The following is a 26,421-nucleotide window of genomic DNA, read 5'->3' as shown; positions in this document are numbered from 1 at the left end:
GGGCGTAACCCCCTGGTCAGCGCTGGCCGGGGCGGCTCTCGCGCTGGTCGGGCTCGCGCTCGTCGTCCGGGCGCTCCGGCACCCGGCAGGAGCGTTCCAGCCAGAGCGCGGCGCCGACCAGCGCCAGCGAGGCCAGCAGACCACCGGCGGCGGCCGGCCGGTCCTCCGTTGCCGCCCGGGTGTTCTCGACGAGGAGCCAGCCGGTCAACCCCGCGTAGAAGCCGGCGAAGATGGCGGCGGCCAGCGCCGACGCCTTGGCCAGCACCACGAACCGGGCGACCATCAGCGGGTTGACCGGGTCCCGGCCGGGTTTGCGCTCGATCCGCCCACGGGTGTTGACGGCGGCGTACGCCTCCAGCACGGCGAGCGCGGCAAGCGTCACGACGGGCAGCCAGGGCAGCCGTGGAATGCCGCTGTAGTACAGGCTGCTGATCAACAGCCAGGCCACGGCAGCGGCGGCCAGGGCGGCGACGACAAGGCTCGAGATCCGGGTGGGACCCATCCGCGACCGGTCGGGGCCCGACCCGCCCGGTGGTGGGGACTTCGCCTGCGTCATGCCGGCCGGCTCCACTCGGTCATGCGGTCGACTCTAACGCCAACTCCGGCCGGGCACGCAGATCCAGCACGTCGTCCGCGGCCGGGCCGCTGGTGAGCAGGTCGGTCAGCCAGCCGTGACCGGGCAGCCGCCCGTACGGCTGGATGTCGATCCACGGTCGCAGCACGAACGCCCGCAGGTGCGCCCGGGGGTGCGGCAGGGTCAGCTCGGGGTCGTCACTGAGCACCGGCTCGTCGTCGTCGCCCCAGACGGCGATCACGTCCACGTCGAGGGTGCGCGGCCCGAACCGCCGCAGCGGGTCACGGACCCGGCCGGCCGCCAGCTCCGCGGCCCGCGCCCGCTCCAGCCAGTCGCGCGGCGTCGCGGTCCGGTCCTCGGCCAGCAGCACCGCATTGAGGTACGCGGGCTGGTCGGCGTCACCCCACGGTGGAGTCTCGTACACCCCGGACACCACACGCACGGCGTCCCCGAGCGTGGCGACGGCCGTCCGCAGGTGCTCCAGACGGTCGCCCAGGTTGCTGCCGAGGGACAGGACGGCGCGCGTCATCGGGAACGCGTCCGGGTCATGGTGACCGCCACGTCGGTGAAGGTGTGTGGCACCGGGGCCTCCGGCTTGTGCACGGTGACCGTGGCGGCGTCGACCCGCTCGTCGGCCAGGCATACCGCGAGCAGCCGGTCCGCCAGGGTCTCGATGAGGTTGACCGGCTCACCGGTGATCACCGCGACCAGCCGTTCGGCCAGCTCGCCGTAGTGCACGGTGGCGGCGACGTCGTCGCTGGCGGCGGCCGGGCCGAGGTCCATCTCCAGGACGGCGTCGACGACGAAGTCCTGCCCCTGCGCCCGTTCGAAGTCGTACACGCCGTGCCGGCCGTGCGCCCGCAGGCCGGTCAGCTGGATCCGGTCGGTCGTCATCGCCGCCCCTCTCGTTCCGGTCCGGCCGTCAGGCGCGGACTGCCGGTCGCTGCCCAGACGGCCAGCGCGTCGGTGGTGGCGCGGACGTCGTGCACGCGTACCCCCCAGGCGCCCGCTGCCACCGCGAGCAGGCTTGTGGCGACGGTGGCCGCCTCCCGCTGCGCGGTGGGCCGCGGCGTGCCGTCCGCGGCGGCGAGCAGCCGGCCGAGGTACGACTTGCGGCTGGCGCCGAAGAGCAGCGGGTACCCGAGGTCCAGCAGCTCCGGCAGCCGGGCGCTGAGCTCCCAGTTGTGCGCGGCCGTCTTGGCGAAGCCGAGGCCGGGGTCGATGACGATGCGGTCGGCGGCCACGCCGGCGGCCAACGCCGCGTCGATCCGCTCGGACAGCTCGGTCCGCACGTCGGCCACCACGTCGCCGTAGCTGGCCAGCTCGCGCATCTGCCTGGAGTGGCCCCGCCAGTGCATGAGCACCCACGGGCAGCCGGCATCGCGGACCACCCGGGCCATGTCGGGGTCGGCCAGGCCGCCGGAGACGTCGTTGACCACCACCGCGCCGGCCTCGAGAGCGGCCTCCGCCACCCGGGCGCGGCTGGTGTCGATGCTCACCGGCACCTCGGCGGCGGTGAGCGCGCGGATGACCGGCAGCACCCGGTCCGCCTCGGTCGCCGCGTCGATCCGCTCGGCGCCCGGGCGGGTCGACTCGCCGCCGACGTCCACCAGGTGCGCTCCGGCGTCGCGCAGACGGACGCCGTGTCCGACGGCCGCGTCGAGGTCGGCGTACCGTCCGCCGTCGGAGAAGGAGTCCGGCGTGACGTTGAGGACGCCCATCACCACCGGGCCCGGAGCCCGCACCAGATCGGTCACGACTAGACGGTACCGGTCGCGGTGGCGGCCTCCCGCGACCCGGGGCAAACCTCCCTGACGTGCTCGTTAGAACAGGTGTACGATCGGTCATCCGGGCAGCATCGGGTATCCCGTTCGCGGCTTGTCGCAATCCGGGGCGGCCCGTACGCTTTGGAATTGGCCAGCATCGAGATGGCGAAGCGTGGAGGGAGGGCCGAAGCGGGGGAAAACCGCCCAAAGCTCGCCACTCTCCGTGGTGAGTAACGAACACAGGGTCGTGAACGCTGCGCCCTGTGAGCACATTTTCCCGCCAGGTCTGCCTATTGCACCGCCGCGGCACCGCCGGCCGCGCTATGGGGAGGTTCCAGTGATCGCCTTCGAGCTCATGGAGACGGCGTCGTCAGGCGTCGCCCACGCGCTCTCCACAGTGGCGTCGGCTCCGCTCGCCGAGCCGGCTCCGAAGGGGATCGACACCAGCGGTGTGGTCACCTTCTTTGCCAGCAAGATCGCACCGATCCTGCTCGCCGTCCTGGGCGTCATCTTCATCGGGCGTGCCAGCCGGGGCGAGATCTCCAAGGTGCTCACCAGCTCCGCGATCGCCATCGTCGGGCTGGCCTTCATCGCCGGCGCGGCAACACTCTTCTTCGTCGGCGATTACCTGATCGACCTGATCTTCGAATAGGCGCGGTCACCAGATGCGGCTGCGCACCGACGACGACATCTACCGGGCACGCCTGGTCTACCTCGGGCCGCCCGGCTACACCCTTCCGGTCCACCTGCCGTACGCCCAGTACGGGCTCTTCATGCTGCTCGTCCCCCTCTACATGTTCATCCACTGGCTGTTCACGTTCACGGTCGAGCTCTTCCCAGCCTGGGAGATCGCACTGGCCATCGTGACCACGTCGTTCATCTTCCGGCACGTCGACCCGGACCGGCCGGCGCGGGTGGTCATCCGCACCGCGCTCACCGACTGGCGACGCACCCGGGAGCCGGCCGTCGAGCAGCGCGACCCGCGCCTGGTCGGCAGCCGGATCAGGATCCGGGAGGAGCTGGCATGACCGGGCGTACACCGAGCGGTCAGTCGTACGACAAGGGTGGGGCGATCGCATGAGCCGCGCTTCCACGCCGGGTTCCCCGGCCGGCCGCCCGGGCGCACCGGCAGGTCACCGTGCGCAGTCGTTCGACTACACCGAAGACGAGGACGAGGTGGCGCTCGACCCCGCGCTGGTGACCTCACCCGGGCACGGAGCGGTAGGCGTCTTCCAGGCGCCCCGGCCGGTGTCCCGGCGTCCACCGCCCGCCGAGCCCACCGCCGTGACGGCCGGCGAGAACGCCGATATCGACTCGCCCTTCCTGGACCTGTTCGGCGGTGCCCGACCGGGCGGCCAACGAGCCATTCCAGCCGGCCCCGCCACTCGGGAGCAGCCGGCGATCCCGCAGCAACCGCCAGCCGTCGCGCCGGCGCGCCCGGCTCCCGAGCTGGAGCCGCCGTGGACCCCGGACGACCGGTCCACCGTCCACCGGCGGCCGCCCGCCGAGCCGCGACGGGCGGACACCCACCCCGCCATCGAGTCCCGGGTGCCGCACCAGGCGGGTGACCGGCTGCCGATGGCGCACCCGGCGAGCGATCTCGACCCAGCAGCCGGCCGTCCGACTGTTGCACCTACCAACCGGCCTGTCGCGCCGGTCGAGCGGCCGCCCACCCCGACGGAACGACCGGCCGGGGCCGCACCTGAGGACCGGCCCGCCCTGGAACGCGCGCCGCGCCGCGCCGACGGCCCGCAGCGACCCAAGGCAGCCGGCAAGGAGATCGTCGCGCCGCGGCAACGCGCCGCGAGCCGGCAGGACCGACCCGTCCGACCGACCCGGGTACGCGCCCCGAAAATCAAATTCGGGGATCGGGACCCGTCTGTCGAACTGGCCATCACCGAGATCGCCGGCCACCTGACCTTCACCCCGAACACGGTCACCGCCTGGTACTGGCTGCCCGAGGTGCGCTGGGCGTTCCGACCGGACGCCGAACGCGAGGCGCTGCTGTCGGCGATCTCCGAGCAGTACGCCGGCCTCGCCGGCTTCCGGCTGCACCTGCGCCGTACCACCCGGCCGTTCCCCGCCGACGAGTGGGCGCGCACCATCGACGCGCACACCGCGTCGCCGCTGCCCGACGTGCCAGGCACCGCCGGATGGGCCGACCACCTCGTCGCCGCCCAGCGACACCTGATGGCCGTCAACCACGCCGAGGGGCAGACCTACCTGGGCGTCACGTTCGCCCGCCGGTCCCTCGGTGACTCGCTCACCGAACGGCTCCTGCGCACCTTCGGCAGGGGCACCGCCGACGGCGAGCGCCGCAAGTTGGGCCGCACCGTCGAGCAGTTCGACGAGGTGCTCGGCGCCTTCGGCATGCGGGGTCGCCGGGTCACCGCGCAGGAGTTGGAGTGGCTGCTCTACCGCTCCGTGGCGCTGTGCATGTCACCCCCGGGCACCCTCTCACCGGTGACCGACGGGCAGTGGGAACGCGGTGACCTGCTAGCGCTCACCGAACAGGTCGAGCGGTACCGCACCCCGTACGGCTCGACGGTCAAGCTGGTCAACCGGATGACGGGCGAGGAGCGGCACGTCGCCGTACTCGCCGTCGGCCGGATGGAGCCGCTGGAGATTCCGGAACGGCACGAGCCGTGGCTGCACTTCCACGAGCGGCTCCCCTGGCCCATGGAGATCTCCACCCGGGTCGACATCCTCGGCTCCGGCGACTCCTTCCGCAATCTCGAACACCGGCTGCGGATGATCCGCTCCCAGCAGCTCGACTACGCAGAGCACGGCATCGACGCACCGCCCGAGCTGGAACGCCTGGCCAAGCGGGCACTGGTGATCGGCGACGAGATGACCACCGGTCTGCCCGTCGACTCGGCCCGTGCCCACGGCTGGCACCGCATCGCGGTCGGCGGCCGGACCAGGGAGGAGTGCCTCGAGCGGGCCCGTCGCCTCATCCAGCTCTACTCCCGCGAGCTGCGCATCTCACTCCAACACCCGAAGAACCAGGACTGGCTGGCCCGCGAGTTCATCCCCGGCGAACCGATCGCCAACACCGGCTACGTCCGCCGGATGCCGGTCCCGCTGCTCGCCGCCGCACTCCCCCAGGCCGCGTCCAACGTGGGCGACAGGCGGGGCGACCTGATCGGTCGAACCGCCGGCACCTGCCGTCGACCCGTCTTCCTGGACCTGCACTTCCCCATGGAGGTGCGGGAACGCTCCGGGCTCGCGGTCTTCGTCGCCGAGCCGGGTGGTGGCAAGTCGACACTGCTCGGCGCTCTGGGCTACCTCGCCGCGCGGCGGGGCGTCCAGGTGACCCTGCTCGACCCGTCCGGTCCACTGGCCCGGCTCTGCGCCATGCCCGAGCTGCGGCCGTACTCCCGGGTGTTGAACCTGACCGGCTCGGAGCACGGCACGCTCGCGCCCTACTCGCTCATCCCGACGCCACTGCGCAGCGAGTTCGGCATCGGTGCCGCCGGCGACCGGGAGTTCGAGATCGCGGTCTCCAACGCGCGGGCCGAACGACGGATGCTCGTCCAGGACATCTGCATGATGCTGGTGCCGCCGCAGGTGGCCCGCGAGGCGTCCACCGCCACCCTGTTCCGGCACGCCGTTCGCCAGGTGCCCGCCGAGGAGACCTCCACCCTCGACGACGTGGTGAGCTGCCTCGGACGCCTCGACGACGACGCCGGCAAGGAACTGGCCAACCTGCTGCTCGACACGGCCGAGATGCCGCTGGCCATGCTGTTCTTCGGCCGGCCACCGGAAGGCCTGCTCGGGGCCGACGCGGCGCTCACCGTGATCACCATGGCGGGCCTGCGGTTGCCCGACCTCAAGATCGAACGCGAGTACTGGTCCGCCGAGGAGGCCCTCGCCCTGCCGATGCTGCACACCGCGCACCGGCTCGCCGTCCGCCGCTGCTACGGCGGCTCGATGTCCTCCCGCAAGCTCGTCGGCCTGGACGAGGCGCACTTCATGGAGGGCTGGCGCTCCGGCCGGTCGTTCCTCGTCCGGCTCGCCCGCGACTCCCGCAAGTGGAACCTCGCCGCGCTCGTCGCCTCGCAGAACCCCCGCGACATCCTCGGCCTCGACGTACAGAACCTGGTCTCCACAGTCTTCGTCGGCCGGATCGCCGAGGACGCCGAGATCGCCTCCGAGGCGCTGCGGCTGCTACGGGTACCGGTAAACGACGGGTACGAGGCCACCCTGGCCTCCCTCTCCGCCGCCGACACCAACTCGGCCAACCGGCTCGGCTTCCGCGAGTTCGTCATGCGCGACGTCGACGGCCGCGTGCAGAAGGTCCGAGTCGACGTCTCGTACGTCGACGGACTGCTGGACCACCTCGACACGACGCCCGCCGCGATCGCCGCAGCGGCCGGAGTGCTGCCGAGCATCCCCCTGCCGGATCTGGAGGCGTGACATGGCGAGGGCCCGGGCACGGATCGCGTCGTTCCTGCTCGCCCTCGGCGTACTGGCCGGGGCCAGCGTCGCCTGGCCGTTGGTCGGGGCGGAGGCGGCCTCCGCCGCGCCGCCGGCTGCCCAGGCCCGCGCCGACCTCTGCACGACCCCGGAGTGGCAGGCCGACTTCCGCACCTGCGTAGCGAAGCTCCAAGAGGTCAGCGAAGACGAGGTCAAATGCCGTAACGCGCCGACACCCGGTACGCCCGACTCCGGTCTCGCAGGCTGGTTCGCCGCCCAGCCACCGGCAGAGGCAGCGAATGGAATAGCTGGTCGGTACAGCCTCTACGGGTACGCAGGTTATAGCTACAACACCTACGATATCGAGGGCGGATGCGCGTCAAGCGTGCTGCATCCGGACTATAAATTCACTACCACAATCGCCAACACCGAATTCATGGCCGCCACGGCCATCATCGGCGCTTCGAACGCCCTCCGAGAGCGCGCCTGGGACCCCGGCTCGATGTGGGGGTGGGCTGATCCGCTTGTAGAGAAAGCAACGAAGTCCGTCTACGAGAAGGTCTTCAGCGTTTTCGGAATTGTCACGCTCTGCGTGGTGGGGCTTTACCTGCTCTGGCGCTCTCGCCAGTCGGACATGAGCAATGCGATGACCACAGCAGGATGGGCATTACTGGTGATGGTAGCGGTCACAGCGCTGGCCGCTTGGCCGGTCAAGTCTGCAAACATCGCCGATGGTGCCCTAGTCACGAGCCTAGGAGTGGTCCACGACGCTGTTGGACCACAAGCCAAGGAACCGGCACCTGGAAGATGCATGGATCCGGAACGCTGCAAGGACCTCCGCACACCTGCGGCCCGAGCTAGCGACACAGCAACCGAAACGATGCTCTACCGAAACTGGCTCCGCGGAGTTCTGGGTTCGGCAGACAGCGAGACCGCTCGTAAGTACGGCCCGGCACTCTACGATGCACGGTCGCTGACCTGGGGCGAGGCGCAGTCGATGCGCGCAAACTCGGCTACACGTAAGACCGTGATCAAGGGGAAGCAGCAGCAATGGGCGCGGGTGGCTCAGCAGATTGAGACCGAGGATCCGGAGGCGTACGAGTACCTCCAGGGAGTGCGAGACATGGACCGGGTCGGGGCCGGGTTCATCGCGGTGCTCGCGGCCGTGCTCTTCGCCATGTTCGACCTGACCGCGTCGGTGCTGGTCCTATTGGGCTTCTTGATCTTCCGGTGGGCGGTGATCGCGGCACCCATCCTGGGCACCGTCGGGCTTCTCCGGCCGGCCAGCGCCGGACTGCGACGGTTGGCGAACGCGGTTGTCGCAGCCGTGTTCAACATCGCCATCTTCGGAACCGGCGCCGCCATCTACCTGTTCGCGGTGGACCTGATCATGAGCACACCCACCCTGCCGGGCTGGCTCCAGGTGGTACTGGTCTGGCTGTGCGGAGTGGTTGGCTGGCTGCTGCTGCGGCCGTACCGGCGCATCACCCAACTGGGTGGCAAGGACAGCAGCGAGGCGGTCAGTTCGGCCGGGTCCTGGCACCGTCGGTTCTTCCGGGACATGCGGGTCGCGGCACGCCTCGATGTGGTGGAACCCGGAGGCACCGCCGAACCCGTGGGCGGTCGTCGCCGGTCACCGGACGCGGAGCAGACCCGGCTACGTCCGGAGGCGCGGCGCGAGGACCCGGTCCCGACACCGAACGCCCCGGCCGCTGGGGGACGCACCGAGGCCGGACGACCGGACGGGCGGGAACGCGCGGACGATGCGCCCGCGGAGCGGTCCGGCGGCCGACGTGGTTCGGTCCCGCCCCAACCTCGCCGACGGCAGCCGGCGACCTGGACAGAGCCGGACGTGCCTGCCGAGAACCCGTCGTTCGTGGTCTATCGGCCGGGCTCGTCTGAGCGGACACCGGACCGTACCGGACCTCGGGTGCGCTCAGAGGCACGGTGACGGCGATGCGACGGGCACTGGAGTTCCTCTTCACCCGGGCTCTGCGGTCTCGGCTGGGAGTGGCACTGGTCATCGCGGTGCTGGTCCTCGGCGTGATCGGGGCGGCACGGCTCATCTCCGGTCCGACCGACCCCGCCGACGGGCTGAGTAGCAGGCCAAACCAGCCGATTACCACAGTGGACCCGACGGCCGGCGACGACGGTGTGCTCTCCACCGAGACGCCACCGTCGCCGGTGACCCGGTCCGGCGCCCGCACACCCGAGCAGACCGCCGAACGCTTCGCCACCGCCTGGCTCGGCCGTCCCGGGATGACCGCCGAAGAGTGGCAGGCCGGAATGCGGCCGCTCTCCACCCCGACTCTGATCGAGAAGTTGGACGGTGCCGAGCCGGCCACCGTGCCGGCCGAGAAGGTCGCCGGCCCCCCGAGCATGCGGGAGCGCACCGACTCGTTCGTGGAGATGCTGCTTCCCCTCGATGCCGGGCAACTCCGGTTGGAACTCGTCGCCTCCGATGGGGAATGGCTCGTCGACGTGGTGGACTGGGAGAGGCCGTGAACGACGTTGCTGGTGCCGTCCGCCGCCCGCCGCTACGAATCGGCGTGATCGCCGCGGCGCTCACCGGGTTGCTGCTCCTACTGTGCTGCACCGGAGGCACTGCGGCGTTCTTCCTCACCGGGCTCGGCGGCGATGAGGCGAAGGACGGGGACGACCTGGCGGCCCTGGGATGCGGCCCGGTCCGTCCGGTGAACGTCACGGGCGACCTTCCACGGTTCAGCGAGTACGGCGACGCGCAGATCCGCAATGCCGCGATCATCATCAAGGTCGGCCAGGACATGGGGGTGCCCTCTCGCGGCTGGGTGATCGCCCTGGCCACGGCGATGCAGGAGTCAGCCCTGCGCAACCTGGCGAACAGCGGCGTACCCGCATCGCTAGCCCTACCGCACGAGGGCGTCGGCGCCGACCACGATTCGCTGGGCCTGTTCCAGCAGAGGCCGGGGTGGGGCTCGGTCGCCGAGCGGCTGAACCCCGCGTATGCGGCCCGCAAGTTCTACGAGAAACTCGTCGGTGTGCAGGGCTGGCAGCGTCGACCACTGACGGCCGTCGCCCAACGGGTCCAGATCAGCGCCTACCCGGACGCCTACGCCAAGCACGAGGAACTGGCCAGCCGCATCGTGAACGCTTTGTCGGGCGGCGCGGCCCGTACCGTCGAACTCAATGGCAAGGCGGTGTGCGACGCCGCCGAGCAGGGACAGATTGCCGCTTCAGGTTGGACAGCACCGATCTCGGGAAACGTCGGCTCCGGCTTCCGAACCGCAAGTCGACCCGGCCACGATGGGGTCGACATCGGTGCGGCCAAAGGCACCGAGATCCGCGCGGCAGCAACCGGTCGAGTACTGGTGGCCAAGTGCGACCCGGACAAACGTGGCCGGGAAAGCTGCAATGTGGACGGATTTCCTGGCAAGGGTGGCTGCGGTTGGTTCGTCGACCTGCTGCACGCAGGTGGCTACATCACGCGGTACTGCCACATGGTTGTCCAGCCCCGCGTGCACAAGGGGCAGATGGTCACGGCCGGCGAGGTGATCGGTCAGGTAGGCAGCAGCGGGAACTCGTCCGGCCCGCACCTGCACTTCGAGGTGCACCTGCGCAGTAACCGCAGTTCCTCCGGAGCGGTGAACCCGGTCCCGTTCATGCGCGACCGGGGCGCCCCGCTGCGCCGCCCGGCATGAGGTCAGCACAGGCATGACCGGACCGCTGCCGGACCCGTTCGCCGACCAGCCCGATTGGGCACCCCAGCCGCCCCGTCCGCTCACCATCCTTCCGGCCACCGAACGAGTGGAGTTGCGCGGGCAGCGGGTACTTGTCGGGTTGCCCGGGCTGGGCTGGAGGGGTGACCTGCGCGCCGACGACCGCGTGGTGCAGGGAGCTCGCACCTACGTGCCGGTGATCCCCGAACACGAGTGGTATCGGGCCGAGGCCGAGCAGGTCGAGGTGTTCGCGCCGCTGGTGCCGGTGGAGCGGGTCTGGGTGGAGACCGTCGGTGACCGGCCAGGGCAGGAGACCATCCGAACCCACGGCATCCGGCTCGTCTCGCTGGACGGTCCGACGCACCCGTCCCCCACCCCTGTGTTCGAAGCCGATGCGGTGACCGGGCGACGGGTGGTGCACGTCGAGGGCACCCGGGAGCACCGTGACCTGCGAGCTGTCACCGAAACCTACTCGGGCGCCGAGGGGGACATCTGCGTCCGGATCACGCCGGAGGTGGAGTGGTACCGCTGGGCCTGGCGCGGCCAGTCACCCACGACCCTGGAGGTGCCGGTGCATCTGCTGTGGATTGAGTAAGATCAGCCGATTCGAGAACCGGAACATACGCGCCAACCCTCGCTGTCCCTCAGCTCAAACCGCCAGCGGTCGGCCAGGCTCTGTTGAATTCCATCAATCGATGCACTCCGTCGGATGACCACGCTAACCGAGGCGTCCACGGGACCCGTCTTCGAGACAGTGACATTCTCTATATTGATAGAGAAAGACGTGTTCAATTCCTGCTCTCGTTTGGCAATCTGAGCGCCGAAACTATCCAAATCCGCCACCGCCCCCTCGCAAGTAAACAACTTCGCCCTGTTGGGATCGCGGGAAACGAGTGCGGCTTGAAGATAGTTAACTACTGCCACATCTGGCGTGCTGCGGTCGGGGGTCGACGCGCGGTCGTAGAGGACGTAGGCGGTGATGGCGGCGCCCACGCTGAGCAGGGCGAGCACCCCGCCGACCACGATGAGAATCGTCCGCATCCGCCGGCGCGGCGTTTGCGGGGCCGGCGCGGCCGGGGCCGGCGGCAGCTGCTCGGACGGCGTCCGCTGGGCCGGTACGCGGGAGACCTGGGAACCGGCGGGGGGCTGCACTGATTCCACCTCCTGACGTTATCGGCTGGAGGCTCCGGAGCCAATGCCTCAGATCCAGCGGATCGTGACGGACCCCTCCCCACCGGTGAGATCCACGACAACACCGGCGCACCGCCGCGGTACCTCCCGGAGGAGCGGCCTCGGCTGGGATACCGTCTCTGCTCGGGAGGGGTTGCCAACCTCGGCTAGAGGGGGTGGACGCGGTGGCCGGTCCGAAGGCTCGTACGAACCGCGCCGCAGCTCTGCACCGCCGGGCTGCGGCTGTGGCGACGGCCGCCGCCGGCATCCTGGACGAGACCCGCCCGGCCCCTGCCGATCAGCGCCGCCAGTACGAGGCTGCGGACCGGCTGCGGGCGGTCGCGGCGCGGTTGGCTCCGGGCTGGTCGGGGGTTGCTCTGGATTCGCTCACTGTGGATTCTCCGGCGGGTGATGGTCCGCCTCTCTTCGTCCGGGTGGGTACGGCGGCGCCGTTGGACGATGCCCGCTTCCCGGCGCTGGTGCCGCTGGTGGGCACGGGTCATCTGAGTGTGGACGTCGACGCGCGGGAGCCTCGGGTGGCGGGGCTGCTCCGGGCGGTGTTGCTGCGGTCGCTGGGTGCGGCCCCGGCCGGTGCGCTGCTGGTCCGGGCGGTGGACGCCACGGGTGATGCGCTGGCCCCGTTCGGGGCGCTCGCCGACGCCGGTCTGTTGCCGCCGCCGGCGGTGGATGTGGCGGGCCTGCGCGCGGTGTTGACCGAGGCGGAGCAGTGGGTGACTCCGGGTGCGAGCGGGCGTCGACGCCACGACCGGACGTTGCTGCTGGTGGTTGCCGCGCTGCCGGAGTTGACCGGGCCCACCGATCTGGCGCGGATCGAGGCGTTGGCCGAGCAGGGGCCGTCGGCCGGGTTGCATCTGGTGGTGGCGGGTTGGCCGCCCGCCGGGCCGTACGCGGCTCGGGGGCCGCTGCCGCACGCGACGCCGTTGGCGCTGCGCAACGCGTACGCTCTGCTGGGTGACCCGCCGGGGGCGTCGTTCGCCGGTCCGGGTGCCGAACAGCCGGGTGGCCTGAACTCGCCGGTCTTCGTCGAGGCGGATCCGCCCGCCGACCTGGTGGACGCGGTGTGTCGGCGGCTCGCCGCGCAGGTGGAGGCGGGTTCCCGGCTGGGTTTGGCGGAGTTGTTGCCGGCGACGGGTGACCGGCTCTGGGGGTCCGATCCGGCGAACGGGTTGACGACCACGGTCGGCGACGCCGGTGGGCGGCCGGTGCCGTTGGGTTTCACCGAGCTGACGCCGCACTGGCTGGTCAGTGGCCGGTCCGGCGGGGGTCGCGCGGCTTTCCTGACCACCGCGTTGCTCGGTCTGGCGGCCCGGTACGGCCCGGACGACCTCGCGCTCTACCTGGTGGATCTCGGCGACGGTGAGTCGTTCGTGGAGTTTCTGCAGACCGAGCGGGACCGGTCGTGGGTTCCGCAGGTGCGCGCGGCGGCGATGGCCGCCGACCGGGAGTACGTCCGGGATCTGCTGGACCAGTTGACGGCTGAGGTGCGGCGCCGCGCGGAGGCGGGTGGGCGTGCCGGTGGTCAGCGCTTCGCCGAGTTGCGCGAGCACCGGCCGCTGCCCCGGATCGTCTGTGTGGTGGACAATGTGCCGCTGCTCTTCGCCGAACGGGACCGGCTGTCCGCCGAGGTGGCGGCCCAGGTGGACGGGTTGGCGCGGACCGGTCGGGCCTGGGGTGTGCATCTGGTGCTGGCCGGCGCGGGTGAGTTGGGGTTGTCGGCCCGGGCGGACGCCGGGCACCGGGATTCGGTGCTGGGGCAGTTTCCGGTGCGGGTTGCGCTGCCGGGTGGCAGCCCGGTGTTGGAGCCGACGAATGATTCGGCCGCCGGCCTGCCGGTGGGCAGCGCGGTGGTGAACACGGCAGGTGGGCTGGGTGGTCCGCGTGGTGCGATCCGCGGTCACGAGCGGTTGATCAGGCATCCCGACCCGCAGGACCACCCCGAGGTGGTGGAGCAGCTGCGTCACGAGATGTGGGAGGCGCGGCCCGCCGGTTCGGCGCCGCCTGTTGTCTTCGCCGGGTACGCCCGGCCGCTGCTGGGGAACGACCCGCGGTACCGGTCGGCGGCGGCGGGGCAGGCGCGTGGGGCTGCCGCTCTGCTGGGCCGGGCTGTGGATGTGGCGCGCTCGACGGTTTCCGTACCGCTGGGGCCGGCGGCGGGCCGCAACCTGGCGGTGCTGGGTTCGGGTCCGGCGGCGGGCGGGTTGTTGGCGACGGCGGCCCGCAGCACGGCGGTCCACCACCCGCCGGGCACGGCCCGTTTCCTGGTGGCGGCACCGGATCCGGGTGCCCGGCCGCTGGCGGAGGCGTTGACCGCCGAGCTGGCCGCCCGGCATCCGGCAAGCATGGTGGACCTGCCGACGGTGCTCGGGGACGTGGATTCCGACCTGCCGACCTATCTGGTGGTCTTCGGGCTGGACCGGCCGGGGCCGCGGGAGTTGCCCGTGGACCGGCTGCGCGCCCTGCTGCGGGATGGCCCGCCGGCTGGTCGGCACCTGTTGGGTTGGTGGCGCGCGGTGCCGCCGTTCGCCGCGTTGTTGGAGCCGGACGGCGAGGTGGACAAGCTGGCCGCGGTGGCGGTGCTGGACGTGCCGGCGGCGCAGCTCTCCGCCGTCTTCGGCCGGCCCGTGGAGTGGCGGGCCCGCCCGGACCGGGCAGTGCTCTGGGACGGCCCGGACGAGCGGGGCACGGTGCTTGTACCGTTCGCCGACGAGGCCTGGTGATCCGATGGCGGGCGCGGAGGGTGTCGGTGTGGGTCCGAACGCGACGGTGACAGGACCGGGGCGGCAGCGTACCGCCGGGTCGAACGGGACCGACGGGGATCCCACCGCTGCCTGGTCGGAGTACCTGGCGGCCGCGCGGCAGTTGGACGGGGTACGCCGTGGCGCGGCGGCTGCCGCCGGTGAGCAGGCACGGTCGGCGGAGGCGGCCCGGGAGGAGCTGACGCTTGTCCGTACCGGGCTGGCGAGCCAGCAGGAGCGGCTGCGGGAGCTGGGCGTACCGGCGATCTCGCTGGTGCCGTCGCCGCCGGAGCTGAGCGAGGCGGCCCGGTCGATGGCGGGCGGCCCGGCGGCCGTGCTGGCGACGCTGCGGACGGCGCGGGGCTGGGCGGAGGGGGCGGACGCGGCGCTGGCCGCGCGGCGCCGGTTCCGGCCGGGGTCGTGGCCGGCGAGGGCCCGGAACCTCCTGGTGTACGGGCCGCTGGCGCTGCTGGTGCCGCTGATCCAGGTCGTGGTGTACGCGGCGACCGGGACGGGCGCGGCGAGCGTGGCGGCGTTGATCTGCGGACTGCCGATGCCGGCGGTGGCCTTCGTGGTCGCCTGGCTGGCCATCGGGCGGGTGTTCCGGCCCGGCCCGGGTGAGCGTCTGGACCGGACGGTGCGCTTCGGCGCGTTGGTCTGCCTGGTGCCGGCGGTGCTGGTCACGGCGGGCCTGTTGCTGGCGCTGCTGGCCGGCTGACCCACCGGGTCGGGCGCACGAAAAAGGCCGGCCCCCGGGGTGGGTGGCCGGCCGTGTCGGGTCAGGCTGTCAGCGGGGGATGATCAACGCCATCGCCTCGGCGCGTGACTTGGAGTCCGTCTGCAGGATTCCGCGTACGGCCGACGTGATGGTCTTCGCTCCGGACTTCTGGATGCCGCGCATCGCCATGCACATGTGCTCGCATTCCAGCACGACGACGACGCCGCGCGGGGCGAGCTTGTCCATGAGCAGGTCGGCGACCTGGGAGGTGAGCCGCTCCTGCACCTGGGGTCGGCGGGCGAAGACCTCGACCAGCCGGGCCAGTTTGGACAGGCCGGTGATCCGTCCGTCGGGGCCGGGGATGTAGCCGATGTGCGCGCTGCCGCGGAACGGCAGGAGGTGGTGCTCGCAGAGGCTCATCACGTCGATGTCCCGGACGATCACCAGCTCTTCGTGGTTGGCCTCGAAGGTGGTGCTGAGCACCTGGCCGGGGTCGACCCGCAGGCCGGCGAAGAGTTCGGCGTACGCGCGGGCCACCCGAGCGGGCGTCTGCTGGAGCCCGTCGCGGTCCGGGTCCTCACCGACGGCGATGAGGATCTCCCGGACCGCCTTCTCGATGCGGCCCAGGTCGACCGCGTCCTCGACCGGGCGGCCGGTCAGCTTGCCGCTGATCAGCCGCGCGGCCACGTAGTCCAGGCCGTCGTCGCCGTCGTCGGGCTCGGTCGCGGAGACGGCCAGCTCCCGGTGAGGGGAGCTGGCCGTCGGGTCGTTGCTCAGTGCGTACCGTCCGAGTTGTTGGACGGCGCCCCGCCACCGACTGACGCCTGCGCGCCGTCGGCCTGGGCCTGCGCCTTGAGCTTGTCCTTCTCCGCGGGGGTGAGCACGGGCGGCTCGGTGGACGGCTGCCGCTTGCCGAAGCCGTTGTACGGCGCGAGCGGCGGGCGCTTGACCACCCGGGAGCAGATCCGGGCCATGTCGGCCGTGGAGAGGGTCTCCTTCTCCATCAGCTCGAGCACGATGTTGTCCAGGACGTCCCGGTACTCCACCAGGATCTCCCAGGCCTCGTCGTGCGCCAGCTCGACCAACGCCCGCATCTCGCCGTCGATCTCGGCGGCGACCGAGTCCGAGTAGTCCCGTTCGTGGCCCATGTTGCGGCCGAGGAACGGCTCGTCCCCGCTGGTGCCGTACTTGATCGCGCCGAGCTTCGAGCTCATGCCGTACTGGGTGATCATCGCGCGGGCCAGTTGGGTGGCCTTCTCGATGTCGTTGCCGGCACCGGTGGTGGGCTCGTGGAAGACCAGTTCCTCGGCGGCCCGACCACCCAGCGCGTACGCCAGGGTGTCGATCATTTCGGCGCGCGTCTGGGTGTACTTGTCTTCGGTCGGGAGCACCAGGGTGTGGCCGAGGGAACGGCCACGGGACAGGATCGTCACCTTGTGCACCGGAGCGGCGTGCGGCAGCGCCCAGGCGACCAGCGCGTGCCCACCCTCGTGGTACGCGGTGATCTTCTTTTCCTGGTCGCTCATCACCCGGGTCCGTCGCTGCGGACCGGCGATCACCCGGTCGATCGACTCTTCGAGCGAGTCGTTGGTGATCGCCCGCTGGTCCTTGCGGGCGGTGAGCAGAGCCGACTCGTTGATCACGTTGGCCAGGTCGGCGCCGCTGAAGCCCGGGGTACGCCGTGCCACCGAGTCGAGGTCGACGTCGGGCGTGAACGGCTTGCCCTTGGCGTGCACCCGCAGGATGGCCTTGCGGCCCTCCATGTCGGGGGCGTCCACCGGGATCTGCCTGTCGAACCGGCCCGGGCGCAGCAGCGCCGGGTCGAGGATGTCCGGGCGGTTGGTGGCGGCGATCAGGATGACGCCGCCCTTGGTGTCGAAGCCGTCCATCTCGACGAGCAGCTGGTTGAGCGTCTGCTCGCGCTCGTCGTGACCGCCACCCATGCCGGCACCACGGTGCCGACCGACGGCGTCGATCTCGTCGACGAAGACGATCGCCGGGGCGTTCGCCTTGGCCTGCTCGAAGAGGTCACGGACCCGGCTCGCGCCGACACCGACGAACATCTCCACGAAGTCCGAGCCGGAGATGGAGTAGAAGGGCACCCCGGCCTCACCGGCGACCGCGCGGGCCAGCAGCGTCTTACCGGTACCGGGCGGGCCGAACAGCAGCACACCCTTCGGGATCTTGGCGCCGAGGGCCTGGTACTTCGCCGGGTTCTGCAGGAAGTCCTTGATCTCGTGCAGTTCCTCGACGGCCTCCTCGGCACCCGCGACGTCCGCGAAGGTCGTCTTCGGCGTGTCCTTGGTGATCATCTTCGCCTTGGACTTGCCGAAGTTGAGCACGCGGGAGCCGCCGCCCTGCATCTGCGACATGAAGAACAGCAGCAGGAGCACGAGCAGCGCGATCGGCAGCAGGTTGATGAGCAGGCTCATCCAGATGCTGTCCGACGAGACCTTGGCGTCGGCCGGGCCGGTGACCCGGTTGGCCGCCTTGGCGTCCAGCACCTCGTTCCAGATCTGGTCGCCAGCCTGGTACGGGAACTGGGCCTCGATCCTGTTGGTGTTGGTCTCGCCGAACTTCGTCTTCTGGGCCAGGTCGAGCTGGAGCGTCTGCTCCTTGTCCTGGAAGACAACCTTATTGATCTTGGCGGTGTGCAGCTGGTCGAGCGCAACGGAAGTGTCCACGCGGTGGTAGCTGGGACCAGCGGTGAACAGCTGACTGAGCACAACGGCGCCGAGGATGACCAGGATGATCCAGACCACCGGTCGGCGGAAGAAACGCGTACGTTCCATACTGTTGTCGAGCGCCGGGGCGCCCGCATCCTCCTGATCGACGTCCTGACCGTCTGATGGTGTCGCCGCGGTGTGCGGCAGCCGGAGCCGCCGTGCGGGCCGGCTCGACCCCGAGGCGCGAAACTGCCGCGCCGCGGTCATTCGACGGTACACCGTGTACGCGAGGAGTGAGCTTGCGAGCCCCGCACTCGGCGCACTGTCGACATCGACGGCGTACACCGTGGGCAGGCCCACCAGCCCCGCACCGACGTACGGCGGGTCCGGGCGAATACCGGCGTGGCGGGGAGTCCGGCCCGACCCTCCGAACGCCCGGTCACGCGGTCGAGGGGGCCGGGCGCGGAGTGAGCCTCCACGCCACCGGGCTCCACGGTAACCGGAAGAGCTGAGAGCGCGCTGAACGTCGGCTTGACGGATGCCGATGCGAGTTGGCCTCACACGGTCATCGACGGCCGCGGGACGCCGTCAGGAGCGGGCGTAGACCTCGGGCTTGAGCACTCCGACGTACGGCAGCTCGCGGTACCGCTCACCGAAGTCCAGGCCGTACCCGACGACGAACTCGGTGGGGATGTCGAAGCCGACGTACTTCACCGGGACCGGCACCTTGACCGCGTCCGGCTTGCGGAAGAGCGCGACGACCTCGACGCTCGCCGCCGAGCGGGACTCCAGGTAGCGCAGCAGCCAGGAGAGCGTCAGCCCGGAGTCGACGATGTCCTCCACGACCACGACGTGCCGGCCGGCGATGTCCCGGTCCAAGTCCTTGAGGATGCGGACGACCCCGGAGGAGGTAGTGCCCTGGCCGTAGGAGGAGATGGCCATGAAGTCGAGTTCGGCCGGGGGACCGTTGCGGCCCAACGCCCGGGCGAAGTCCGCCATGAACATCACCGCGCCCTTGAGCACGCAGACCAGCAGCAGCCCGTCGCCCACGTGGGCGTAGTCGGCGGAGACCTGCTTGGCCAGTTCCGCGGTCTTCTCGCGGATCTGCGCCTCGGAAATGATCACGTGGTCGATGTCGGCGTCGTACCAGGAGCCGTCAGCCATGACTCCTAGCCTGCCGTACGTCGGATGGGCTCCGTCGGCGGGGCCGCACCTTTTGGCGCGGTCCCGCCCGGGATTTTTCGGTAGATAAACCGCTAAACACATCAGCTGGTACGTGACCGCCAGCGGCGGCCGTCGTCACTGGGCTTCCAGTCGGCCGAATCGTGACTGTCGGCGGTGAGGCCAGTCGCCGAGGCGGCGACGAGCAGGACGAGGAACAGGAGGAAGAGCAGGAACTCCATGGCGGCGCTCACTTTCGCATGGTTGCTGTCGGTTTCGCCGCCGGTGCGCACCGGACTGAGACCAGTCTGCGACCACTCGCGCCGACCGGACAGTGGCAGTGATGCCATTGGGCATCGATTTACTGCCACCTCTCGGGTTACCCTCGTCACATGCTGCGCAACGTCGCCGTCCTCGTCCTCGACCAGGTCGCCCCCTTCGAGCTCGGTGTGCTCGCCGAGGTGTTCGGCACCGACCGGACGGCGGACGGATTCCCCAGCTACCGCTTCCAGCTGTGCAGCCCGGACGGCGCGGCCGTACGCACCTCGTCCGGGTTCCACCTCACCCCGCACGCCGACCTCGGCCCGGTGGAGGAGGCCGACCTGGTGGCCGTCCCCGCGCACAGTCAGGGCACTGTCGTTCCGGGGCCGGTGCTCGACGCGCTGCGCCGCGCCGACGCACGGGGCGCACACCTGTTCAGCGTCTGCTCCGGAGCCTTCCTGCTCGGCGAGGCCGGGCTGCTCGACGACCGGGAGTGCACCACCCACTGGCGGTACGTGGACGAGCTGCAACGCCGCCATCCCCGCGCCCGGGTGCGCTGCAACTCCCTCTACGTCCACGACGGGCGGCTGCTCACAAGCGCCGGCACGGCCGCCGGCATCGACGCCTGCCTGCACCTCATCCGCCAGGAGCACGGCTCGGCCACCGCGACCCGGCTGGCCCGGCGGATGGTGGTCCCGCCGCACCGCGACGGCGGGCAGTCCCAGTACGTCGAGGCGCCCATCCCGAAGGCGCCCGAGGCGCCGACCCTGGAACCGGTGCTGGAGTGGCTGATGGGACACCTGGACCGGACGATCACCGTGGAGGAGCTGGCCGCCCGGGCGGGGATGGCCCCGCGCACGTTCGCCCGACGGTTCCGCGCCGAGACCGGCACCACCCCGCACGACTGGCTCACCAACCAGCGGGTGCTGCTCGCCCGACGGCTGCTCGAGGAGACGCCGCTGAGCGTGGAGGCGGTCGCCGACCAGGCCGGGTTCGGTGACGCGGCGGCGTTGCGGCACCACTTCAGCCGCCGGGTCGGCGCCACCCCGCACAGCTACCGGACGACGTTCCGGGACCGGGCGCACAGCGCCTGACGATCAGTCCTGGGTCACCGGGGCGAGCCGGTCGGCGCGGCGGAGCACCCGGACTCCCCCGGGCAGGTCCGTCGGACCCTGACCGCGCCAGTCGGTGACCAGGGCGTCCAGCGCGGCGACGTGCCGATGGGACAGGGCACCCGGCAGGGCACCCAGCTCACGCGCCCAGGCGTGCAGCACCCGGCCCCGTACGGCGGGGGCCAGGCCGGCCAGCGCCGGCACCGAGAGCCCACCCTCGGGATGCCTGCCGGCCGCGAGGGCCGCCTCCGCCAGGTCGTCGAGGGCGGCGTTGTCGGCCGCCACCAGCCGGGCCGTACGCGCGAGGTTGTCCACCACGCCTGGCCCGAGAGCCCGCACCAGCGCCGGCAGCACGTCGGCCCGCACCCGGGACCGGGCGTACGACGGATCGGTGTTGTGCGGGTCCTGCCACGGCCGCAGACCGAGCACGGCGCAGGCGTCGCGGGTCTGCTCCCGGCCGGTCCCCAGCAGCGGGCGCAGCAGCGGCACCCCGGACAGGTCCCGTCGGGCGGGCATCCCGGCCAGGCCGCGCGGGCCGGCGCCCCGGGCGAGCGCGAGCAGGACCGTCTCCGCCTGGTCGTCGCGGGTGTGCCCGGTGAGCACGGCGACCGCGTGGTGCTGACGGGCCACCTCGGTCAACGCCTGGTACCGGGCCTCGCGGGCGGCCGCCTCCGGCCCACCCGGCCGCCCGGCCACCTCGACGCGGACCGCCTCCACGAACGCGAACCCGGCATCGCGGGCCCAGGCCGCCACCGCGTCGGCCCGCACGGCGGAACCGGTCTGCAGACCGTGGTCGACGGTCACCAGGCCGGGGACCAGACCGAGCCGGGGTGCCACGAAGACGGTCGCCACCGCCAGGGCGAGCGAGTCGGCGCCACCTGAGCAGGCGACGAGCACCGGCCCGCCGACCGGCAGCCCGGCCAGCGCGCGGCGGACCGCCACCCGGATCGCGGCCACCGGCGGGGCGAGCGCGGCCACCGGCGGGCTGGTCAGCCCGCGGCCGGGACGGTGCCGGCCGGGCCGTGCACCCGGGCCACCCAGGCGTCCGGGTCACCCAGCTCGGAGAGCCGGGGCAGGGTGAGCGGCGAGTTGAAGATCGAGTTGAACCCGTCCATGCCGACCCGCTCGACCACGCCGTGCACGAACTTGCGCCCCTCGGCGTACTGGCGCATCTTCACGTCCACCCCGAGCAGCCGACGGATCGCCTTCTCCAGCGGATTGCCCGCCTCGCGGCGCCTGTTGAACGACGCGCGGATCCGCTCCACGCTCGGGATCACCTGCGGGCCGACGCCGTCCATCACGAACTCGGCGTGCCCCTCCAGCAGTGTCATCAGCGCGGTCAGCCGGTCCAGGACGGCCCGCTGCGCGGGGGTCTGCACGATGTCCAGCACGCTCGTGCGGCTCTCCGGGTCGCGGACCGCGTCGGACAGGGTGGAGACCCCCCGCCGCAGCCGCTCGACGAGGTGCTCGCCGCCGCTGGACGAGGCGTCCACGAAGGCCTGCACCTCGCTGAGGAAGTACGCCCGCATCCAGGGGACCGCTGTGAACTGGGTCCGGTGGGTCACCTCGTGCAGGCACACCCACAGCCGGAAGTCCCGCTGGTCGGCGCCGAGCTTGCGCTCCACCTCGACGATGTTCGGTGCGACGAGCAGCAACTGGCCGGGTTCGGCGGAGAAGACCTCGTACTGGCCCAGGACCCGGCCGGAGAGGTAGGCCAGCACGGTGCCGGCCTGCACCCCGGTCAGCCGGGACCCGATCGCCTCGGTCAGAGCGCCCGGCGGCTTGTCGCCGGAGAGCCGGCCGACCAGCGGGGTGATCACCTCACGCAGACCGGCGATGTTCGCCGCGGCCCAGTCCTTGCGGTCGACCACCCGGACCGGCGGATGCGACACCTGCGCCCGCAGCCCCGTGTAGTCGGCCACGTGCCCGGCCGCCTCCTCGGTCAGCCGTCGCAGGTCGCCGACCACGTCGGTGGCCTCGGCGTACGACACCCGAGGGCCCGACTTGCTCAACGCCCCCGCGGTGGCGGCGGCCAGATCCCAGTCCACGAACTGCGCCATGGACCCACCGTACCCGCGCCGCGACACCCCGGCCCGGGCTCGCGCCGGCGATCGACGCCGGTCGCGGCCCCGCCGGGCGCCCGGGTCAGCCGCAGCCGCAGGCGGCAAGCGCCGCCGCGATCCGGTCCAGGGCCGGTTGGGCGGTGTCCGTACCACCTGGCACCTTGTCGGTGAGCACCGCGAACGTGAGCAGCCGGCCGTCGGCCGTGGTGACCAGACCGGCGATGGCGTGCACCCCGGTCAACGTGCCGGTCTTGGCGCGTACGGCGCCCGCCCCGGCGGCGGTGCCCGGCGCATCGCGGTAACGGTCGTCGAGCGTCCCGGACCACCCGGCCACCGGCAGACCCCCGAACACACCCGCGAGTTCCGGGTGGTCCGGGCTGGCGGCCAGCCGGATGAGGTCGGTCAGCAGCGACGGGCTGATCCGGTTGTCGCGGGACAACCCGCTGCCGTCGGAGAGCGTGATCTCCTCGGCGGGCAGTCCCAGTTCGGCCACCTCGGCGTCCATCGCGGCAGCGGCCCCGTCGAACGAGGCCGGCTGGTTGCGGGCCAGCGCCACCTGCCGGGCGAGCGCCTCGGCCACCAGGTTGTCGCTCTGACTGATCATGATGTCGACCAGCCTGATCATCGGCGGCGACTGCACCACGCCCAGCTCGGTGCCGGGCGCCGGGGTGCCAGCCGCGGCCGGCGTCGGGGCCGTGCCGCGCTTGACGGTGCCCGCCGGTACGCCGAGCAGCTTGGCGAACGACCGGCCGGCGGCCAGATCCGGCTCGGCCACCCGCTCGGCGCCACCGCTGGCGGCACCCGGGTCCTTACGCGCCCCGTCGGTCATCAGCGCGGTCATCGCCCCGCCGTACCCGCCTGTCGGAATGTCGTCGTCCCAGCCCGGCCCGTAGACCGGACCGGAGTAGACCGAACCGTCGACGGTGACGCTCGTCGGGGCGGTGCCGCCGAGCGCCGTACGCACCTGGGCGGCCAGGTCGTCCAGGCGCGCGGCGCCCGGGTAGAAGCCCTTCTTGTCGACCGCGAGCGTCGGGTCCCCGCCGCCGACGATCACCACCTCGCCGGGCTTCGCGCCGGCCACGGCACGGGTGGGGATCCGGTACCCGGGCCCCCGCGCGGCGAGCACGGTCACCGCGGTCGCCAACTTGGTCACCGAGGCGGGCACCGTGCCGTCGTCCGCGCCCTTGGCGAACAGCGTCTGGCCGGAGGTCACGTCGGCCACCGAGACGTTCACCCGGTCGCCAAGCGCGGCGGCCCCGACCAGCGGGTCGAGCGCGGCCCGGACCCCGTCGGGGCTGGGCATCGTAGCGTTCGGGTCCGGGTCGGAAAGCACGTCCGACGGGTCCGGTTCGGGAGTCGCGGCGGCGGCTGTCGACGCCGACCCGGTGTCGTCGCCCAGCCAGCCGGCCACCGGGCCGGGCCTGGTCAGGACTACCCCGACGGCGGCGAGCACCAGCAGCACCACGACAGCCAGCACCACAGGCAGCCGGCGTCGGCGACGCGGCGCGGCGGGCTCGGGTGCGGCGTCGGCCGGCGCGGGCAGGGCGGAGATCGGCGGGCCCACCGGCGGAACGCCGTTCGGAGCGGTCGGCTCTTGATCCGGTGAGGGGCCGCCCGGCGCCGGGCTGGTCGGAACGGCGGCGCTCCCCCGCGGCGGGGCGCTCGTGGGCCGCTCACCCCCGAGGACGGGGAAGCGGCCGGTGTTCGGGCCGGCCGGGGTCGCCCCCGGAGTGGGGTTCCAGGGCAGCGGGGCGGGACTGCCGTTCACCGTCTCCGGCGACGGCGTGGGCTGCGGCTCGGCGGCACGCGGGAGGTGGGCGTCGGGCACCGGAACCCGCCCGGTGGCACCACCGGAGCCGGATCGTCCGGTACCGCGCGCGACGCTCCCGTCCGGGCGGTAGTGTGAATCTTCCCTCCCCACGACCCCCTCCTCCCCCAGCGAAAATCGGCTTGGGTGACACTACTTCGGTCCGAAGACTATGCGGCGGCCGGAGTCGGCGGGTGGGCATTCACCTGTTCGGAGGGCCGCCAGTGGTTCCGTTAGCCAGCGTGGGCAGACGAGGGAGCGTGCAGATGGATTTCGACGTGACGGTTGAGATCCCCAAGGGTCACCGAAACAAGTACGAGGTGGACCACAAGACGGGCCGGATCCGGCTTGACCGCACCCTCTTCACGTCCACCCAGTACCCGGCCGACTACGGGTTCATCGAGGACACCCTGGGCGAGGACGGCGACCCGCTTGACGCGTTGGTGCTGGTCCCCGAGCCGACCTTCCCGGGTTGCCTCATCCGCTGCCGGACCATCGGCATGTTCCGGATGACCGACGAGAAGGGCGGCGACGACAAGGTCCTCTGCGTGCCCTACGAGGACCCCCGCCAGGAGCACCTGCGCGACATCCACCACCTGGGCGAGTTCGACCGTCTGGAGATCCAGCACTTCTTCGAGGTGTACAAGGACCTGGAGCCAGGCAAGTCGGTCGAGGGTGCCACCTGGGTCGGCCGCACCGAGGCCGAGGCCGAGATCGTGGCCTCCTACCAGCGGGCCCGGGACGCCGAGGCGCGTGGCGAGAACGCCCACTGACGAACGCTGACACACCGGGCCCGGGTGCCGCTCAACCGAGCAGCCCCCGGGCCCTGTCGTACAGGTCGAGCACCGCGCAGGCGACAGGCACCACGGCGACCACAAGCGCCGTGTCGGTGAGGTCCGCGACCCGGCCGAGGTACGGCGAGACCGGCCGGCTCGCGTACCCGGCGCCGGCCGCGACGGCCACCAGGGCCAGCGCCGCGCCGCCGAGGACCAGCGCGAGCCGCCCCGCGTCGTCGGCCCGGCCGGCCAGCACCACGCCCAGCACCGCATAACCGGCGAGGCCGGCGAGCACCGTCGGCACCCGGTGGCGCAGTGCCACGAACAGCCGCGACCGCAGCAGCAGCACGGCCGAGGCGACCGCCACGAGCACCCGGCCCCAGGTGCCGCCGGCCAGCCCGAGCACACCCGCCGCCGTCACCACGAGCAGGGCGTGCCCGAGCAGCATCCCGGTGAGGATCTCCTCGGTGCGGATCACCGCCGCGTGTACCCGGCTGCGGTCCGGCAGGTCCCGGACCCGCTCCGGCTCCGCGTCGGGGGTCGCGGCAGGCAGGGTGATCGGCGGCAGCGGCAGCTTGCCCAGCCGGATGGCGAGCAGAGGAACCACCCCGACGGCGAAGACCAGCGCGCTGAGCAGAATCGCCGCCGCCCCGGCCGGGGGCAGCAGCAGCCCGCCGAGCGCCGCACCGGCGCCCACCAGACCGGTGGTGACACCTGCCACGAAGACCCGCAGCCGGCTGGCCACCCCGAGCAGCCCGAGCAGCGCCGCCAGCAGCAGCGCCACCGACCCGGCCAGCAGCTCGGGCGCACCCACCCACCGGACCGGCCCGAACGGCCCCACCGGGTCGCCGGAGCCGATGGCCAGAGCGCCGGCGACGAACGCGTACGGCAGGGCGTAGCCGCCGAGGGTGGCACCGGCGGCACCGTCGTCGTGGGCGCGGGAGGCGACCGCGCCGGCGACGGTGAGCAACAACGCCACAACGGCCGCCGCCAACCAGCCGGCCCGGTGCGCCGGCCCACCGGCGAGCAGGGCGAGCAGACCCACCCCGAGGGGTACGGCGGCACCGGCCAGGGCCGCGGCCCGGGTGGCGTCGGCCGACCAGGCACCGCCCCGGCGACGGGCGCCCTCGGCGATGGCCTCGACCACGTCGTCGTACTCCAGCTCGGGCCAGTGCGCGCGGGCCGGCACCAGGTGCAGCACCTCGCCGTCGCGGACCCCCTGCGCCAGCAGCGCCTGGGCGGTCGCCAGCGGGGCACCGTCGGTGCGGCGCAGCACCCAGCCACCGTGCCGTTCGCCGTCGTCGGCGAGGCCCTCACCGGCGTGCCGGAGCACGTCGGGCAGCAGCTCGGCCAGGGGAACCTGCTCCGGCAGGGCGACGTCCACCCGTCGTTGCGGCGCGCTGATGGTGACGCGGGCCAGCCCGGTAGTCATCGACTGGTCTCCATATCGAGGGGGATCGGAGGCTGCGCGGACGAC

At 72.1% G+C, this 26,421-nt stretch carries 24 protein-coding genes; 11 read left to right on the top strand and 13 right to left on the bottom strand.

Annotated features, from left to right (window positions below; translation table 11 throughout):
* Nucleotides 1-16: 16 nt before the first annotated feature.
* From AB0N27_RS21395 to folP, 4 genes are read right to left on the bottom strand one after another with little or no spacing between them, the layout of a single operon-like run.
* Nucleotides 17-556, bottom strand: a complete 540-nt coding sequence (locus tag AB0N27_RS21395) for a DUF3180 domain-containing protein (protein WP_364372459.1) — start codon at nucleotides 554-556, stop codon at nucleotides 17-19.
* A gap of 19 nt (nucleotides 557-575) precedes the next feature.
* The gene (folK, locus tag AB0N27_RS21390; protein ID WP_364372456.1) at nucleotides 576-1,103 is read right to left on the bottom strand and encodes a 2-amino-4-hydroxy-6-hydroxymethyldihydropteridine diphosphokinase; all 528 of its coding nucleotides are present in this window, start codon (nucleotides 1,101-1,103) and stop codon (nucleotides 576-578) included.
* Nucleotides 1,100-1,468 carry a dihydroneopterin aldolase gene (gene folB / locus AB0N27_RS21385; protein WP_364372453.1) on the bottom strand — a complete coding sequence of 123 codons (369 nt, stop codon included), beginning with the start codon at nucleotides 1,466-1,468 and terminating at the stop codon, nucleotides 1,100-1,102. The genes folK and folB overlap by 4 nt, the downstream gene beginning before the upstream one ends.
* Nucleotides 1,465-2,331, bottom strand: coding sequence for a dihydropteroate synthase (gene folP, locus AB0N27_RS21380; protein WP_364372451.1), 867 nt, complete (start codon nucleotides 2,329-2,331; stop codon nucleotides 1,465-1,467). Before folP ends, folB begins: the two co-directional genes overlap by 4 nt.
* Nucleotides 2,332-2,677: 346 nt before the next feature.
* Between folP and AB0N27_RS21375 the strand changes: the two genes are divergently transcribed.
* The 7 genes from AB0N27_RS21375 to AB0N27_RS21345 are packed head-to-tail and all read left to right on the top strand — an operon-like array spanning nucleotide 2,678 to nucleotide 11,049.
* Complete coding sequence (locus tag AB0N27_RS21375) at nucleotides 2,678-2,992, top strand: hypothetical protein (RefSeq protein WP_364372448.1); 315 nt, start codon at nucleotides 2,678-2,680, stop codon at nucleotides 2,990-2,992.
* A gap of 13 nt (nucleotides 2,993-3,005) precedes the next feature.
* Nucleotides 3,006-3,368: a hypothetical protein gene (locus tag AB0N27_RS21370; RefSeq protein ID WP_139583242.1), complete on the top strand. Its 363-nt coding sequence runs from the start codon at nucleotides 3,006-3,008 to the stop codon at nucleotides 3,366-3,368.
* A gap of 49 nt (nucleotides 3,369-3,417) precedes the next feature.
* Nucleotides 3,418-6,759, top strand: coding sequence for an ATP-binding protein (locus AB0N27_RS21365; RefSeq protein WP_364372443.1), 3,342 nt, complete (start codon nucleotides 3,418-3,420; stop codon nucleotides 6,757-6,759).
* 1 nt (nucleotide 6,760) lies between these two features.
* Nucleotides 6,761-8,710 carry an MFS transporter gene (locus AB0N27_RS21360; protein ID WP_364372440.1) on the top strand — a complete coding sequence of 650 codons (1,950 nt, stop codon included), beginning with the start codon at nucleotides 6,761-6,763 and terminating at the stop codon, nucleotides 8,708-8,710.
* Nucleotides 8,707-9,264, top strand: a complete 558-nt coding sequence (locus AB0N27_RS21355; RefSeq protein WP_364372437.1) for a hypothetical protein — start codon at nucleotides 8,707-8,709, stop codon at nucleotides 9,262-9,264. The genes AB0N27_RS21360 and AB0N27_RS21355 overlap by 4 nt, the downstream gene beginning before the upstream one ends.
* Nucleotides 9,261-10,436 carry a M23 family metallopeptidase gene (locus tag AB0N27_RS21350; RefSeq protein WP_364372434.1) on the top strand — a complete coding sequence of 392 codons (1,176 nt, stop codon included), beginning with the start codon at nucleotides 9,261-9,263 and terminating at the stop codon, nucleotides 10,434-10,436. Before AB0N27_RS21355 ends, AB0N27_RS21350 begins: the two co-directional genes overlap by 4 nt.
* A gap of 13 nt (nucleotides 10,437-10,449) precedes the next feature.
* On the top strand, nucleotides 10,450-11,049 hold the full coding sequence (locus AB0N27_RS21345) for a hypothetical protein (RefSeq protein ID WP_364372431.1): 600 nt from the start codon (nucleotides 10,450-10,452) through the stop codon (nucleotides 11,047-11,049).
* A gap of 2 nt (nucleotides 11,050-11,051) precedes the next feature.
* Here the strand turns inward: AB0N27_RS21345 and AB0N27_RS21340 are convergent, their stop codons facing one another.
* Nucleotides 11,052-11,615 (bottom strand): hypothetical protein, encoded by a 564-nt coding sequence (locus tag AB0N27_RS21340; protein WP_364372428.1) that lies wholly within the window; start codon nucleotides 11,613-11,615, stop codon nucleotides 11,052-11,054.
* Nucleotides 11,616-11,800: 185 nt separating this feature from the next.
* On the opposite strand from AB0N27_RS21340, the gene AB0N27_RS21335 reads away from it, so the two are divergent.
* Nucleotides 11,801-14,362 carry an FtsK/SpoIIIE domain-containing protein gene (locus tag AB0N27_RS21335; protein WP_364372425.1) on the top strand — a complete coding sequence of 854 codons (2,562 nt, stop codon included), beginning with the start codon at nucleotides 11,801-11,803 and terminating at the stop codon, nucleotides 14,360-14,362.
* A 46-nt stretch (nucleotides 14,363-14,408) separates the two neighbouring features.
* A complete protein-coding gene (locus AB0N27_RS21330) occupies nucleotides 14,409-15,098 on the top strand; it encodes a hypothetical protein (protein WP_364373363.1) in 690 nt (229 codons plus the stop codon).
* Nucleotides 15,099-15,167: 69 nt separating this feature from the next.
* Here the strand turns inward: AB0N27_RS21330 and folE are convergent, their stop codons facing one another.
* The 4 genes from folE to AB0N27_RS21310 form a co-directional block, all read right to left on the bottom strand.
* The gene (gene folE, locus AB0N27_RS21325) at nucleotides 15,168-15,836 is read right to left on the bottom strand and encodes a GTP cyclohydrolase I FolE (RefSeq protein ID WP_364373360.1); all 669 of its coding nucleotides are present in this window, start codon (nucleotides 15,834-15,836) and stop codon (nucleotides 15,168-15,170) included.
* A gap of 35 nt (nucleotides 15,837-15,871) precedes the next feature.
* Nucleotides 15,872-17,890, bottom strand: a complete 2,019-nt coding sequence (gene ftsH, locus AB0N27_RS21320; protein WP_364372422.1) for an ATP-dependent zinc metalloprotease FtsH — start codon at nucleotides 17,888-17,890, stop codon at nucleotides 15,872-15,874.
* A 462-nt stretch (nucleotides 17,891-18,352) separates the two neighbouring features.
* Nucleotides 18,353-18,928, bottom strand: coding sequence for a hypoxanthine phosphoribosyltransferase (hpt, locus tag AB0N27_RS21315; RefSeq protein ID WP_030328005.1), 576 nt, complete (start codon nucleotides 18,926-18,928; stop codon nucleotides 18,353-18,355).
* A gap of 101 nt (nucleotides 18,929-19,029) precedes the next feature.
* Nucleotides 19,030-19,179, bottom strand: coding sequence for a hypothetical protein (locus AB0N27_RS21310; protein WP_364373413.1), 150 nt, complete (start codon nucleotides 19,177-19,179; stop codon nucleotides 19,030-19,032).
* A 138-nt stretch (nucleotides 19,180-19,317) separates the two neighbouring features.
* Here AB0N27_RS21310 and AB0N27_RS21305 point away from each other — a divergent pair, with 138 nt between their 5' ends.
* The gene (locus tag AB0N27_RS21305; RefSeq protein ID WP_364372418.1) at nucleotides 19,318-20,280 is read left to right on the top strand and encodes a helix-turn-helix domain-containing protein; all 963 of its coding nucleotides are present in this window, start codon (nucleotides 19,318-19,320) and stop codon (nucleotides 20,278-20,280) included.
* Between the two features lie 3 nt (nucleotides 20,281-20,283).
* Here the strand turns inward: AB0N27_RS21305 and tilS are convergent, their stop codons facing one another.
* The 3 genes from tilS to dacB form a co-directional block, all read right to left on the bottom strand.
* Complete coding sequence (gene tilS, locus AB0N27_RS21300; RefSeq protein ID WP_364372415.1) at nucleotides 20,284-21,276, bottom strand: tRNA lysidine(34) synthetase TilS; 993 nt, start codon at nucleotides 21,274-21,276, stop codon at nucleotides 20,284-20,286.
* Between the two features lie 11 nt (nucleotides 21,277-21,287).
* Nucleotides 21,288-22,358, bottom strand: coding sequence for a zinc-dependent metalloprotease (locus AB0N27_RS21295; RefSeq protein ID WP_364372412.1), 1,071 nt, complete (start codon nucleotides 22,356-22,358; stop codon nucleotides 21,288-21,290).
* 85 nt (nucleotides 22,359-22,443) lie between these two features.
* Nucleotides 22,444-23,904 (bottom strand): D-alanyl-D-alanine carboxypeptidase/D-alanyl-D-alanine-endopeptidase, encoded by a 1,461-nt coding sequence (dacB, locus tag AB0N27_RS21290; RefSeq protein ID WP_364373357.1) that lies wholly within the window; start codon nucleotides 23,902-23,904, stop codon nucleotides 22,444-22,446.
* Between the two features lie 530 nt (nucleotides 23,905-24,434).
* Here dacB and AB0N27_RS21285 point away from each other — a divergent pair.
* Entirely contained in the window at nucleotides 24,435-24,941 is a 507-nt protein-coding gene (locus AB0N27_RS21285; protein WP_364372409.1) for an inorganic diphosphatase, read from the top strand.
* A 31-nt stretch (nucleotides 24,942-24,972) separates the two neighbouring features.
* Here AB0N27_RS21285 and eccD read toward each other — a convergent pair whose 3' ends face one another.
* Nucleotides 24,973-26,376 carry a type VII secretion integral membrane protein EccD gene (gene eccD / locus AB0N27_RS21280; protein WP_364372406.1) on the bottom strand — a complete coding sequence of 468 codons (1,404 nt, stop codon included), beginning with the start codon at nucleotides 26,374-26,376 and terminating at the stop codon, nucleotides 24,973-24,975.
* Between the last annotated feature and the right edge of the window lie 45 nt (nucleotides 26,377-26,421).

It is taken from the genome of Micromonospora sp. NPDC093244 (assembly GCF_040683695.1).
Taxonomy (GTDB): domain Bacteria; phylum Actinomycetota; class Actinomycetes; order Mycobacteriales; family Micromonosporaceae; genus Micromonospora.
The sequence above is the reverse complement of the archived record's forward strand: the minus strand, read 5'-3'. Positions and strand labels throughout refer to the sequence as shown.